Origin of the sequence: Zymomonas mobilis subsp. mobilis ATCC 10988, assembly GCF_000175255.2 — a bacterium.
Taxonomy (GTDB): Bacteria; Pseudomonadota; Alphaproteobacteria; order Sphingomonadales; family Sphingomonadaceae; genus Zymomonas; species Zymomonas mobilis.
Window position 1 is genome coordinate 1,573,872 of sequence record NC_017262.1, and the last position, 13,972, is coordinate 1,587,843.

The window sequence follows — 13,972 nt, forward strand, 5'->3', positions numbered from 1 at the left end:
AAAATCAATTCTATAAGTCTAGCGGATAAAAACGATTAAATAATTAACATTGCATTCTGGCGTATTTAAGAAAAAATCTATTATCCTGCTGTGATAAAGATTTTCTAACGTGAATATTCCTTCACTTGAAAGCTGATTTTACCGGATAATTTTTTTCAGGAAAAAGAATGCAGGAACAAAATCATGCCGCTATTCTGACTTCGCCTCAGGAGATAGCCGCTTTGAACCATCAAATCAGTGAATGGTTTTTAGGACATTATATCCAGCTACTCTGCGCTATTGGGGTAGGGGTTGTTCTCTTTTTCGCTTTGCTTTCCTTTAGACGCTTTGCCGAAAATTTTTTGAAGCGCAGTGCCTTTTTAAGTGAATGGACGACTCTTGCCGGTGAAGCCATTGGTCGGACTCATGCTTTTTTCTTGGCTATTCTGACCATTCGATTGGTCACTGCATATTTTGATCATAGCTCGCGCCTTTCGGATGTTGTCCAGTTCTTATGGGTCATTGCCAGCACTTTCCAATTTGCGACTTGGGCGCGTCAGCTCATTTTAGGACTCATTAGCTATCGGGTCGAGCAATCGAATAATAGCAACCGCAATTTGGATAGCGCGCTTAATCTTATCCGGCTTCTTGTGACGGTGGCTCTCTTTGCTATCGCCTCTGTTGTCGTTCTCGATAATCTGGGTGTGAATGTCACTGGATTGGTTGCCGGTCTTGGTATCGGTGGTATCGCGATTGGTCTTGCTGCCAAAGGTATTTTTGATGACCTTTTTTCGGCTTTGGTGATTATCTTTGATCAGCCCTTTATGAAGGGCGATTTGATCAGCTGGAAGGACACCACCGGCACAGTTGAAAAAATCGGTTTGAAAACGACCCGTATCCGTGCTGGTACCGGAGAGGAAATCATTGTTGCCAACAATATGTTGGTCAATGTCGAGATGCATAATCTAAGCGAGCAAACGAGACGACGCTTTTCTCTGCAGATTGGGGTCGTTTGTTCCACTTCGCCTGACCAATGTGAAAAGCTGATTTCTATCTTGCGAGAAGAAACCGCAAAAATCCCGCTTTGTCAGGTGGCCAGAAGTTGCATGACTGGAATCGGCGCTTCATCTTTTGATTTTGAAGTCGTTTGTGATGTCCAATCCGGCTCTTTTGATGACTATTTTTCGGTTCGGACTCAGGCCTGTATCAACATCCTGAAACGGCTTGAAACGGAAGGTATCGAGCTCGCTTATCCAACGGTCACGAATTATAACTATAATGCTGAAAAATCAGGAAAATTAGAGGAAAAAAAGGATTAAATTGCTAGGAAAAGCGATTGAATTACATCTCATTATAAAAATTTATCAATGAGGATGATTACTTTTTCACTTTTCATCTGTTTATCAAGACAGCAACAGGATAAATATTTCCCTGTTGTCCTGACAAAGGAATCATACGACGGGTGCAGCAATGCCAAATAAAAAAGATTATAAAACGGTCGTCGCTGTAATTAATGCGTTACCGGGTCATGACGAAGAGATCGAACAGGGATTAGGTGAGCTTGCGCTTAAGGTGAAAGCCGAGCCGGGTAATATCACTTTTAAGCCCTATCGAAATCTTTCTGAAAGTCATAGCTACATAGTCTATGAGATTTATCAGGATGAGACTGCGTTTTTGCAGCATGTGAATGCTCACTATACAAGAGCCTTTAACAAGATGCTGGAAACCGCCGCAAAAGGTGGTAAATCGCAAGTCTTAGAAGTGAGTGATATTCTATAATTTTCCACTAAGAAAATCAGAATATTTTATTAAGGATGAGGATTAAAATGTTACGTTCTTTTTATAAATATGCCGCTTTAGGTTTAGCCGCTGTTGGTGCTGTTTCCGCTGTTTCTGCACCGGCTGCTGCGCGTCCTTCCGTTATCGCTGACAATCCAGCCTATGTAACGATCGTTGCTGTTATGCACCCGTTGCCCCAGTATGCTCAGCAGGTTGGCACCGAATTGAAGGGTCTCGCCGCACAGGTAAGAGCTGAACCGGGTAACGTTGCTTTCATGCCGACCCGTAACCCCGTCGACAACAGCTATGTCGTCTATGAAGTTTATCGCAGCGATGATGCTTTCCAGAAGCATATCACTTCTGACCACACGGTTTCTTTTAACAAAATCCTGGTTAATCAGGTTCAGGGCGGCGCTTCTGAAGTGACGAAACTGAAAACCATTTTCTAAATTTTAAAATCCTTGGAAAATGAAATTTTGCCGCTGTTGAAAAACAGCGGCAATTTTTTTGACAGTGACAGTTATTTATATTTCAAACTCTAAAAAGAACGATAATTCGCTTCTTTTTCACGCATAATCTTGCCAATAGAATGCACAGCACCATTCAAAAGACGGCCATATCCTTATCTAGGCAGGGGACTTTACATATGCTGAAGCATTTTTGGGCATCTTTTCTTGTTACGATTCTAGGGCTAATAACAGCCTTTATTTTTGGGTATTATGCTCAAGGGCACCATCTTATGTCAGGATTGGATGCGGCCTTTTTAGCCTTTCTTTTGGCTATTTTGGAAACGGCTTTCAGCTTTGACAATGCCGTCGTTAATGCTTCTATTCTCAAAAATCTTACGCCTAAATGGCAAAAATGCTTTTTGACTTGGGGCATGATTGTTGCCGTTTTTGGAATGCGTATTTTATTCCCGCTGCTCATTGTTTCTTTTTCAGCTTGGGTCGATCCTTGGGAAGCGACAAAAATAGCCCTTTTTAACCATGCACGTTATGAAGAGGTTGTAACCGCCGCCCATGCCAGTATTGCCGGATTTGGTAGCGCCTTTTTGATGTTGGTCGGCTTAAGCTTTTTTGTGAAAGAAGAACATTCGCCTATATGGATTAGCTGGATCGAAAAACCGTTGATGGCGCTTCGGGTTATTCCTTTTATCAGCTATATCCTGACTTTTCTGATTATGGCCGGTTTTGCCTTCTGGTTTGATCAAAAAGACGGTTATTCTTTTTCAGTCGCTGCTCTATTCGGTATGGCTGCCTATTTCCTGCTAGAACAATTTGAACGCTTTATGGGAAAACCAACCCCAGGCAAGGCGGGATTGGCTACTTTTATTTATCTTGAATTTTTGGATGCGTCTTTCTCTTTTGATGGCGTCATCGGAGCCTTTGCTGTCACGAATGATATTGTGTTGATTGCGATCGGGCTTGGTATTGGAGCTATGTTTGTCCGTTCTATGACGGTTGCCTTGGTACAAGGCGGTCATCTGTCCCAATATCCCTATCTTGAGGCGGGGGCTTTCTATGCCATTGTAACCTTGGCCTTTATCACCGCCCTTAATGTTAGAATCGAAGTCCCTGAAATTATCAGCTGCTTGAGTGGTCTTGTTTGGATTGGGGGATCTTTGGTCTATTCAATGATCGAAAATCGGCGTTCTCTAGCCAAATAACATCTTTCCAAGGTTGATTTTTCTTCATTTAATTTTTGTCATAAAATCAACAATTGCTTCGGCTGCCCGACGTGATCCACCTAATAGGGGGTAGCCGAAAGTTTCCTGAAATAGTTTTTCCTGAATAGGGCGATAAAGATGATGCCGCGCCTGTGCCTGTTCGATGGCAGGCTTCAGGGCATCAATGTCTTCTATGACATCCCCCATAGTCCAGTGACGAAAATTTGGATTATCCTGCCATTTTATTTTTTGAGGATTGAGAAAAATACAGGGGCGGGGGATCGCCATAAATTCATAAATTTGGCTACTGACATCTCCAATATAAAGCGCAGCCTGAGAGGTGTACGTCATATCCAGCATTGCCGGAGACCCTGTGTCAACCAAGGTTTTGGTGCTGTGCAGTCTTTTAAGCCAGTATTTTTTTATCGCAAAATTTTTGTGAAATTGTTTGATATGAGGGGCAACAACCAGATTGTAAGTATGTGCTGTATTAAAAACCTTGACCAAGGCTTTCATAAAAACAGGCGAAGAGTTTAAATTCCGTTTGTAATGCGGATTATAAAGCGCAAAAGGTCGCTGGTTTTGAAAGGGGTAAGCCATTTTTTTCCGAATGGCTTCAAAAACATCAAATTTAGGATAGCCTATAATCCGGCTTGTTTGATCGGTTATCAAGCCTTTTTGTTTGAAATCGTGAGTAACTTTTCGACCAGATATCAGCGTTAAATCAAATTCTTTGACGAGATGTTCGTCATTCACGTATCGATCACCTGCCCCATGCATCAATAAAATAAGCCGAGGATGATTAAGCCCCATTTGCTTTAAAATGCCGGCTGTATATTCTGTCGCAACAACGGCATCATAGCGGTTTAATTCTTCAACATTATCTTGCAAGACAAGCAAGCGCTCTTGATCAAGCCTTTTAGCTAACTTTAAAAGCTTGGCTTTCCATGATTTAAACAGTGGCCGTAATTTCAAGGCGGGCGCATTCAATATTCGCCTGATGCGGGTCAAATGCTCTACTGTATCAGGGAAACTATAATATTCTGTGACATCGCAATCAGGCATTGCCGCCAATTCGCTGGCAACAGAAGCGGTGTGATAACACTGGTAAGGTTCAGCAATATAAATGAATGCAATTTTCACACTGAATCTGTCTTATATTTGAATTCTTTCGTCTCGAAATTTGATAATCGACGATAGAATTATTGCCTAAGCAAGAAGATCTTTGTTCATAGTTTTTACAGGGATACTGTCAACTATCAGTGCTATGATACATAGTAGATTACAAAAAAGATATTTTTTTGAAAGATTGAGCGTCGATGAAAAAGCGTAAGGATCTATTTCAGCCATCACCTAAATAAAAAAATCCCGCCTCCGAAGAGACGGGATTTTAGAACTAAAAGTCTTATGAAAGACGATTACTGATTTGACCAACGCTTCAAAGCCGGTTCGACAAGATGGCGCTGAACACTGTTATAGGTGATCTGGTTGATAACCCGCTGAGCAGACTGACGCGAACGCTGCGGCAGATATTTCTGGGCATAGGTTTTAACCTGACCGGCCAGAGTCATATTGTCGCCCGTCAAGGCCAGATTAGCAATGAAGCGCGCCCGTGCGGTTTCTTCGATAAAGGCATTAACCTTTTCACGATGATCGACTGCCCAATTAAAGGCCAGATCAGGATGGTTGCGTGCCACGATTGAAATCAAGGCTGCGCGGGTCGGTGCATTCGCTTCATCCGTCAGAGCCAACTCAAGCGTTTTTCTTGCCAATTCCTTGTTATTGGTCGCTGCCAAGGCATGGTAAAGCTGACGCTGACCGGAAGGATCTTTTTCCTTCTTGGCCATGTCGCGCAGTTTTTCCCACATTTCGTTATCGGCATTATAGCCAACGACCTGCAATACCGCCTCACGGATAGAAGCCGGAATGCTGTCCAGACCATTATTCAAATAGCGCTGGGCGGTGTCGATGGTTTCCTTGTCACCCATTTTACCGAGTAACGGAATCAGGCTTTCGCGCAAATCACTGGTGGCGGTCGAGTCACTGACCGAGGATGCCCAACCGATACGGGTCAGTTGCGGTTTTAAACGGGCTATGGCTTTCTGACGGAATGCAGCCTGAACCGGACTATGGTCGAGGCGACCGTCAAAGCTGGCGATCTGGTCAGAAACAACATTCAATAACAACGGATCGGAATCCGGTGAGATCTGTCCTAACAAGGCCAGATGCTGATCGAAGCTTTCATATCCGCCGCTGGCCAAAGCCATGCTGTCGCTGATAAATCCGACCTGATCCGATAAGGGCAGGCTCGGCAATTTATCGCTCAAGTCTTTGAAATGTTGCGGCGCATAAAGCGTCCGATAATAACCGAACTGACCCGGATTGATGATTGGCAAAGAGTCAACCGGTGCCTGAACCGTCTGATAGGTGGGGCCACTGACCGTCACCGTCGTTGCAGCTTTCTGCTGTCCAGCAGCACCAATAGCAACCGGAACAATCCAGCTACGTGAGGTATGTGATGCCGGATCAAGAGCAAACCGATCCTGTGCCAGATTGATGCGGGTGATACCCCCAGCCGTTATGGGCTCGCTGGCACGAATGAGCGGAACACCGCCTTGCAGAGTGAAGCTGTCAGCGAAACTCTTAACATCTTTGCCAGATGCCTGACTTAACGCTTTCCAGAGGTCATCAGTCGTCGTGTTATTATATTTGTTGGCGGCCATATATTGGCGCAAACCATCACGGAACTGATCGGGGCCAATGGCGGCTTCGATCATGCGGATTACTGCCTGACCTTTGGAATAGGTGATGGTATCGAAAGCCTGATCGATTTCATCCACGGTACCGACATGCTGAATGATCGGATGGGTCGTGGATTTTGCATCCATCGAGAAGGCTGCTTGACGGGCATAAGCCACGGTTTGCGCCGGAACATTCCAACCAGGATTCAGATCGCCCGTGACTTTTGAAGCCATCCATGAGGCAAAGCCTTCATTCAGCCATAGATCGTCCCACCACTGCATCGTGACCAAATCGCCGAACCATTGATGCGCCATTTCATGGGCAACAACATTGAAGATAGTCTGATGCGCGCTTTCAGGGCTACGTTTCGGATCGAACAAGACAGCCCGATCAAAATACATGATAGCGCCCCAATTTTCCATGGCCGAGAAGAACTGGGAAGAGCTGGGAACGGCAATCATATCCATTTTAGGCAAAGGATAGGGTGTGCCGAAATAATTGTTATAATAGGTCAGAATCTGGGAAGCTGCATTCAAGGCATAATCGCCCTGATCGGTTGCACCGCGACGGGTAATGATTCCGATTTCGGTATCTCCGACTTTAACCGCTTTCCGGTCAAGCTTACCAACACCCAAGAAGAGCAGATAGCTCGACATCTTCGGAGTTTCCGCAAAACGGGTGGTAACCAGATCACTGCCATTTTTTTCGGTGGCGACGACCGGCATATTGGAGAAGGCCAGTTCATCAGCCGGAGCCGTTACCGCCATTGTAAAGGTGGCTTTGTCATCCGGTTGATCCCACATCGGTGCGAAATAGCGCGCATCGGCAGGTTCAAACTGGGTAACCAGCATCCGCTGGGGGCCGTCATTATCCTGATAATCAACAGCGAAAAGACCCGCAGAAGACTGGTTGATTCTACCGCGATAGTTGATCGTCAATTCATGCTGACCAACCTGAATCGTGCCATTGTCACTGGTGTTGATTAAAAGCTGTTGTGCGGGGGCATCAAGCTTCCATTCAACTTTTTTGCCATCCAATGTAATGTCATCAATGACCAAATCGGCGGCGTTCATGGCGATTACATGTTCAGGTGCCTGAACATTGATCGTAATCTTTTCACGACCGCTAAAGATTAGATCTTTGGCATTAGGTTGTACCGAGATATCATAATGCAGAGGCTTGATGTCTTCTGGCAGACGACCATCCGGATTGGCAAAGGCCGCTGTTGCCATGGCTGGCAATAGAAGGACGGGCGCATGTCGAAGAAAAGATTTTAATCGGGACTTCTTGAACATTAAGGCACCTTTAAAAACGAGGCATAGCATTTGTAAATAATGGTCAAGCCATGCCTTTGTATTGTTTAAATAAATAGCTTTTTATGAAGTATGCTGTTACTATATAAAAAAATTATATAGTTAATGTTTATTAAACTTCATGTTAAATCCATAGCAATTTTACACTTTTTGAACCTATCTTTAACAGAACGTCTATCAGGATAAAAAGTTCATTCTTTTTATGATCGCGTTATAAAAATTTGCAGCAGATCTATTCTGCTTTAAACGCGATAAAGGCCTGTTCATTCTGAAAAAGATTTCTATTCATGCTATGATCCTTGGAAAGGATGATGATATGTTCGTTGGAAAAAGGTTATTTCCGTGCTTGGGTGTAACATATTGTATAAAATATAAAAATTAAAATTTCTTTTATATAGAATATTATAATAACCTATATCATCAATATAGGAACCGAATGAATAGAGAAAGACAGGAAGCTGGAATGATTATTCTCTATCGGGGTCGTGGTATTCTTGCCTTTTTTACTTTCATTTTTGTGATTGCTGCCGAAGATTGGCTGATGCGGAAGATGGGGCGATCATCCAGATGTGACTATGCCTCGCTTTTTGCGTGGTCTGTTGCTTTTGTAAACTGGGTTATCGGTCGCTATTTGAACCGCAATGCCTTGGAAGCAAGAAGAGGGCTTTTGTCCTGTCTTTTCTATAATGCGCCGCATCAGTTTTTGGGCTTGCCGATGGAATTATGGTCAATTCCGCTCTTTGCTTTCGGTTTTTTCTGCTTCCTTGGCTAAGGATTTCAACCCTTTAATAGGGCTTTCTAATGAAGTCTTTTGGGGAATATCTTCAAAATAGCTTGAGAAAAGAAACGGATTCTGTCTGTTTCCCTTAAAAATTTCAAAAAAGCGGAAAAGGATAGTTGCAAGATATCGGTTAGAACGCTAAACACCATGCCCTAAATGGGGCTGTAGCTCAGATGGGAGAGCGCTGCAATCGCACTGCAGAGGTCAGGGGTTCGATTCCCCTCAGCTCCACCAGCCATTCTTATGGCTGCTTTCCCCTTATATAACTATCCTGACTTAAAGTTCTTTTGCCTATATTGATTGCGGCAGGCTTATTCTTGCCAATATGGTGCCATCTTATCCCTGTTTCCGGCTATACATCCTGCAAAGCGGATTTTTTCGACCCTCGCTTATAGCTTCATGGACTCGGTTGTCTTTTGATAGACTGTTTCTCTCGATTCCTGTCATAGCGAGGATAAGATGAAATATGTGAAGCTGCCGGATGGCACCAAAGTGCCAGCTTTGGGACAAGGTACATGGATGATGGGCAGTGCCCATAACCGCGCCACCGAAGTCGCCGCCTTGAAAGAAGGTATCGCCCTTGGCATGACGCTTATTGATACAGCGGAAATGTATGGCGAAGGGGCGGCTGAAATTTGCGTCGGGGAAGCCATTAAAGGCACCCCAAGAGAAAGCCTTTTTCTGGTCAGCAAAGCCTATCCGCAAAATGCCTCGCGTAAGACCTTGCCAAAAGTATGCGAGGCAAGCTTAAAACGCCTCGGCACCGATTATCTTGATCTTTATCTGTTGCATTGGCGGGGAAGTGTACCTTTTGCTGAAACCATCGAAACGATGGAAGCCTTGCAATCGGCTGGAAAAATCCGTCGTTGGGGTGTCAGCAATCTTGATACCGATGATATGGAAGAGTGGATTGCCGCTGGTGGTCAAGCCTGCACAACAGATCAAATCCTGTATAATCTGACCCGTCGCGGGCCTGAATTTGATCTTATCCCTTGGCTTCGTAAGCATCATATGCCGGTTATGGCCTATAGTCCGGTTGAACAAGGTCGTTTGTTAAAAAATCCGGCTTTGATCGCCTTGGCACAGGCATTGAATGTTACCCCAGCCCAACTAGGCTTGGCATGGGTGATGCGCCATCCTGACATTATGGCTATTCCAAAGGCGGGTCATGTCGCTCATGTAAAGGAAAATTTTGCATCGCTGGATATTGTGCTAGATGACACTATTCTGGCGGAATTAGATAAATTATTTCCGGCACCCACCCGAAAACAGCATCTCGCTATCTTATAAAAATAGTCAATGGATGAGGGAAGGCAGGCCGCTTCAAAACGACCTGTCCTTTTTTATCAAAAAAGCGCCTCTGGCATCGTCAAAACGATTTTGCCGCAATGATCACGGCTTTCCATTCTTTTATGGGCATCTTGCACTTTTTCTAATGGAAAGCTGCTGTCAATCAGGGGATGGCATTGGCCTTGTTCTAATAATGGCCAGACTTTTTCTCTCAACGAACGGGCAATATTGGCTTTCTCATCGGCTGTTCTGGCACGCATTGTTGATCCGCTGATAGTGGCTCGCTTGAATATCAGAGGCAATAAATCGAATTTATCAGCAATTCGTCCTCCCATCGCCCCGACAATGACAAGGCGACCGCCAAAGGCCAAAGCCTTCATATTACGGGAAAAATAAGAACCCCCAATAATATCGAGGATGACATCAACACCTTTCCCCGCCATTTCTTCCTGAATAATTGTCAGAAAATCCTGCTCATTGTAATTGATAGCTATTGCGCCGAGTTTTTCGACTGCGGCGGCCTTTTCTTGATTGCCGACCGTGGTAAAAACTTTCAGGCCACAGGCCTTCGCCAAGATGATGGCTGTGCTGCCGATGCCGCTACTGCCTCCATGAACAAGTACGGTTTCACCCGATTTTGCCTGACCGATATCAAAAAGATTCGCCCATACCGTGAAATAGGTTTCGGGGATCGCGGCGGCTTCCGTTAAGGAAAGATTGTCAGGGACGGGCAGGGCTTGTTTGGCCGGAATAACCCCATATTCGGCATAGCCGCCGCCATTGGTCAGGCCGCATATTCTGTCACCGATTTTGAATTCTTCGACATTTTGGCCAAGGGCAATCACGGTTCCGGATATTTCCAATCCGGGTATCGGGGTAGCATCCGGTGGCAAAGGATATTGTCCCATGCGCTGGATAATATCTGGGCGGTTGATACCGGCTGCCGCAATTTTTACCAAAATTTCATCCGCTTTTGGCGTCGGAATAGGTGCATCATGGAGAGCTAGAACATCAGCTGACCCTGCTTCTTTGATGATAACTTCTTTCATCATGTTGCTTGCCATTTTTATATCCTCCGGCATATCCAGTAAAATCTTTAAAGACAGTTCCATCCAATCAGGCTATCCCGACCCAAGGCGCGTATTGGGTTATCTTATCACAGGCAAAGCCATTTGTTTTTTGTTATTGAAAGGCAGAAGATATCTTGCCCCTTCAAAGCTGGCTTGCCACATAGCGGAGATAGTCGCTGATAATTCCTCTTACGCATAAGAAGGCGGAAAAGACTGATGCTCAATTTTGATTATTATAATCCGACCCATATTGTTTTTGGTAAAGGCCGTATTGCACAGCTTGATACGCTTTTGTCGAAAGATGCCCGTGTTTTAGTCCTTTATGGCGGTTCTAGCGCTCAAAAGACCGGCACTTTGGATGAAGTCAGAAAAGCCCTTGGTGACCGCACTTATTTTGAATTTGGTGGTATCGAACCCAATCCCAGCTATGAAACTCTGATGAAAGCCGTCGAGCAGGTCAAACAGGAAAAGGTTGATTTTCTGTTGGCTGTTGGGGGTGGATCAGTCATTGATGGCACCAAATTCGTAGCAGCCGCCGTGCCTTATGAAGGTGAGCCTTGGGAAATTCTGGAAACGGATGGCAAGAAAATCAAGGAAGCCTTGCCCGTTGGAACCGTTTTAACCCTGCCGGCTACCGGCTCCGAAATGAACCGGAATAGTGTGGTAACCCGCAAGTCAATCAAATCGAAACGGGGTTTCCATAATGACCATGTTTTTCCGGTTTTCTCGATTCTTGACCCGACAAAGGTTTACACTTTGCCGCCGCGCCAGCTGGCAAATGGGGTTGTCGATTCCTTTATTCATATCACCGAACAATATCTGACCTATCCGGTTGATGGTATGGTTCAGGATGAATTTGCAGAAGGTCTGCTCCGCACCTTAATCAAAATTGGCCCTGAATTGCTGAAAGATCAGAAGAATTATGATCTAGCCGCCAATTTTATGTGGACGGCGACCTTGGCTTTGAATGGCTTGATCGGTGCCGGTGTGCCACAGGATTGGGCAACCCATATGATTGGTCATGAATTGACGGCCGCCTTTGGTATCGATCATGGTCGGACATTGGCGATTATTCTCCCTTCGCTGTTGCAAAATCAGAGAGAGGCCAAGAAAGGCAAGCTGCTGCAATATGCCAAGAATGTTTGGCATATTGATCAGGGCTCTGATGATGAACGGATTGATGCCGCAATCGAAAAGACTCGTCATTTCTTTGAATTATTAGGTATTCCGACCCATCTGAAAGATTATGATGTTGGGGAAGAGTCTATTGATATGCTGGTCAAGGAATTAGAAGCGCATGGCATGTCCCAGCTAGGCGAACATAAGGCTATTACGCCAGAGGTTAGCCGCGCTATTCTGCTTGCAAGCTTGTAATTTATTCGAGAAGCCAGAAATGGCTGACTTCTTGTAAAATATCAAAAGAACGGCGCGTCTTATCTTGATGCGCCGTTTTTTTATAGGGATTGCTTCCGGTCTAGGCCAGAAAACCGACCCATAATATTGTTGTGATATTTTGCTTTAATATAATGATATTATAATTTTTGTAGATAGTGCCGAGCTAGACCCCATTATACCGTAAAATCGGTTGTATTTTTTAGAATGGGCATGGATATAGGCGGCTATATTACTGAATAATCATAGCTGTTTTGCCTCTTTTTAGGTAAAATCAGGGTAATGACCCAGTCGGGAGACAGATGATTACTGAGCGTCAGACAGATTCCAATGCGATGTGGGGTGGCCGTTTTTCTGAAGGCCCGACAGCGATTATGCGGGAAATCAATGCCTCGATCCCGTTTGATAAACGCTTATGGCAACAGGATATTGCCGGTTCCAAAGCCCATTTGAAAATGCTGGTATCCCGTAACATTATCACGGCAGAAGATGGCCAGAAAATTTTGGAAGGCCTCGACAAAATCGCGGCTGAATATGCCGAAAAAGGCGTGCCGGAAGACTGGTCTCTTGAAGACATTCATATGGTTACCGAAAAAAGGCTGGCTGATCTGATCGGTTCGGCGGCCGGACGTTTGCATACTGCCCGTTCCCGTAACGATCAGGTCGCCACCGATTTTAAATTATGGGTGCGTGATGCCATTGATATGGTCGATAAAGGCCTGACGGCACTTCAGATGGCTTTGGTCATCCGCGCGGAAGAACATGCCGCGACCGTGATGCCGGGCTTTACCCATTTACAGATCGCCCAGCCGATTACGCTTGGTCATCATCTGATGGCTTATTACGAAATGATCAGCCGCGATCGTTCCCGTTTTTCGGATGGTCGTAAAAGATTGAACCAATCGCCTTTAGGGGCCGCGGCCTTGGCTGGGACGGGGTTCAATATTGATCGTCATCAGACGGCCAAAGCCCTTGGCTTTGATGCGCCTACGGCCAATTCACTGGATTCTGTTTCCGACCGTGATTTTGCCTTGGATTATCTGATGTCGGCGACCCAGACTGCCATCCATCTGTCACGTTTAGCAGAAGAGATCATTATCTGGGCAAGTCAGCCTTATGGCTTTGTTTCTTTGCCGGATGCCTATTCTACCGGTTCATCCATCATGCCGCAAAAGCGTAATCCTGATGCTGCGGAGTTAGTGCGCGGTCACAGCGGGCGGATCGCCGGTTGCATGAATGCGTTGGTGATGACGATGAAGGGGCTGCCTCTTGCCTATTCAAAGGATATGCAAGACGACAAGCCGCCGGTCTTTGAAGCGCATGATTTGCTGTCTTTGGCGATTGCAGCGATGACGGGTATGATCGAAACGCTGACCTTTATTCCTGAAAAAATGCGAAAAACAGCCGAAGCCGGTTTTTCAACCGCAACCGATTTGGCTGACTGGCTGGTGCGTCAGGCTGGCATTCCTTTCCGCGAGGCGCATCATATTACGGGGTCGGCTGTTCGTCTGGCTGAAACTAAAGGCATTGCTTTGGATGCCTTATCTATCGAAGATTTAAAGGCCATTGATCCCCGCATTGATGAATCGGTTAAAGCGGTTCTCTCTGTTGATGCTTCGGTTGCATCTCGGAATAGCTATGGTGGCACCGCACCGGATCAAGTCCGCGCCCGTATTCTTGATGCCAAAAAGACCTTAGGGTTAAACTGATGCATCTCCGCTGGGCTATTATCGGGGGTTTATTGCCCGTAGCGTTTATTTTGGGCGGCTGTGGTCAGCGCGGAACGCTTTCCATGCCGCCCGGTCATTCGCCTCAGGTGAAACCGGAAACCTCCCGCGTCATGCCGGATAGGCAGGATTTGATGAATCCCCCCAGTCAGGCGCGTCCTGACCGAACCCAAGATATTCTCTTACATTCGACGGTCAGAACTGAAGATTATTTCGATCTTCCGCCTCGCTAG

12 protein-coding genes and 1 tRNA gene are annotated in these 13,972 nt (G+C 45.5%); 10 read left to right on the forward strand and 3 right to left on the reverse strand.

The window, feature by feature from the left end; genetic code table 11:
• The first annotated feature begins 167 nt into the window (after positions 1–167).
• From ZMOB_RS07105 to ZMOB_RS07120, 4 genes are all read left to right on the forward strand, one after another.
• The gene (locus ZMOB_RS07105) at positions 168–1,298 is read left to right on the forward strand and encodes a mechanosensitive ion channel family protein (protein WP_011241520.1); all 1,131 of its coding nucleotides are present in this window, start codon (positions 168–170) and stop codon (positions 1,296–1,298) included.
• 151 nt (positions 1,299–1,449) lie between these two features.
• Entirely contained in the window at positions 1,450–1,758 is a 309-nt protein-coding gene (locus tag ZMOB_RS07110) for a putative quinol monooxygenase (RefSeq protein ID WP_011241519.1), read from the forward strand.
• A gap of 47 nt (positions 1,759–1,805) precedes the next feature.
• Positions 1,806–2,207 carry a putative quinol monooxygenase gene (locus tag ZMOB_RS07115; RefSeq protein WP_011241518.1) on the forward strand — a complete coding sequence of 134 codons (402 nt, stop codon included), beginning with the start codon at positions 1,806–1,808 and terminating at the stop codon, positions 2,205–2,207.
• Between the two features lie 197 nt (positions 2,208–2,404).
• Positions 2,405–3,424, forward strand: a complete 1,020-nt coding sequence (locus tag ZMOB_RS07120; RefSeq protein WP_014501021.1) for a DUF475 domain-containing protein — start codon at positions 2,405–2,407, stop codon at positions 3,422–3,424.
• 24 nt (positions 3,425–3,448) lie between these two features.
• On the opposite strand, the gene ZMOB_RS07125 is transcribed toward ZMOB_RS07120, so the two are convergent.
• Together ZMOB_RS07125 and ZMOB_RS07130 are read right to left on the reverse strand one after the other, a co-directional pair.
• The gene (locus ZMOB_RS07125) at positions 3,449–4,567 is read right to left on the reverse strand and encodes a CDP-glycerol glycerophosphotransferase family protein (protein WP_014501022.1); all 1,119 of its coding nucleotides are present in this window, start codon (positions 4,565–4,567) and stop codon (positions 3,449–3,451) included.
• Between the two features lie 275 nt (positions 4,568–4,842).
• Entirely contained in the window at positions 4,843–7,461 is a 2,619-nt protein-coding gene (locus ZMOB_RS07130) for a M1 family metallopeptidase (RefSeq protein ID WP_011241515.1), read from the reverse strand.
• Between the two features lie 454 nt (positions 7,462–7,915).
• Here ZMOB_RS07130 and ZMOB_RS07135 point away from each other — a divergent pair, with 454 nt between their 5' ends.
• From ZMOB_RS07135 to ZMOB_RS07145, 3 genes are all read left to right on the forward strand, one after another.
• Positions 7,916–8,251, forward strand: a complete 336-nt coding sequence (locus tag ZMOB_RS07135; protein ID WP_014501023.1) for a hypothetical protein — start codon at positions 7,916–7,918, stop codon at positions 8,249–8,251.
• 167 nt (positions 8,252–8,418) lie between these two features.
• A tRNA-Ala gene (locus tag ZMOB_RS07140) sits at positions 8,419–8,494 on the forward strand.
• A 225-nt stretch (positions 8,495–8,719) separates the two neighbouring features.
• Positions 8,720–9,550 (forward strand): aldo/keto reductase, encoded by an 831-nt coding sequence (locus ZMOB_RS07145; RefSeq protein ID WP_014501024.1) that lies wholly within the window; start codon positions 8,720–8,722, stop codon positions 9,548–9,550.
• A 56-nt stretch (positions 9,551–9,606) separates the two neighbouring features.
• Here the strand turns inward: ZMOB_RS07145 and ZMOB_RS07150 are convergent, their stop codons facing one another.
• The gene (locus ZMOB_RS07150) at positions 9,607–10,614 is read right to left on the reverse strand and encodes an NAD(P)H-quinone oxidoreductase (protein WP_014501025.1); all 1,008 of its coding nucleotides are present in this window, start codon (positions 10,612–10,614) and stop codon (positions 9,607–9,609) included.
• A 222-nt stretch (positions 10,615–10,836) separates the two neighbouring features.
• On the opposite strand from ZMOB_RS07150, the gene ZMOB_RS07155 reads away from it, so the two are divergent.
• The 3 genes from ZMOB_RS07155 to ZMOB_RS07165 all read left to right on the forward strand — a co-directional run bounded on the left by ZMOB_RS07155 (position 10,837) and on the right by ZMOB_RS07165 (position 13,972).
• A complete protein-coding gene (locus ZMOB_RS07155; protein WP_014501026.1) occupies positions 10,837–11,994 on the forward strand; it encodes an iron-containing alcohol dehydrogenase in 1,158 nt (385 codons plus the stop codon).
• Between the two features lie 353 nt (positions 11,995–12,347).
• On the forward strand, positions 12,348–13,721 hold the full coding sequence (argH, locus tag ZMOB_RS07160) for an argininosuccinate lyase (protein ID WP_185737975.1): 1,374 nt from the start codon (positions 12,348–12,350) through the stop codon (positions 13,719–13,721).
• Positions 13,721–13,972, forward strand: coding sequence for a lipoprotein (locus tag ZMOB_RS07165; RefSeq protein WP_014501028.1), 252 nt, complete (start codon positions 13,721–13,723; stop codon positions 13,970–13,972). The genes argH and ZMOB_RS07165 overlap by 1 nt, the downstream gene beginning before the upstream one ends.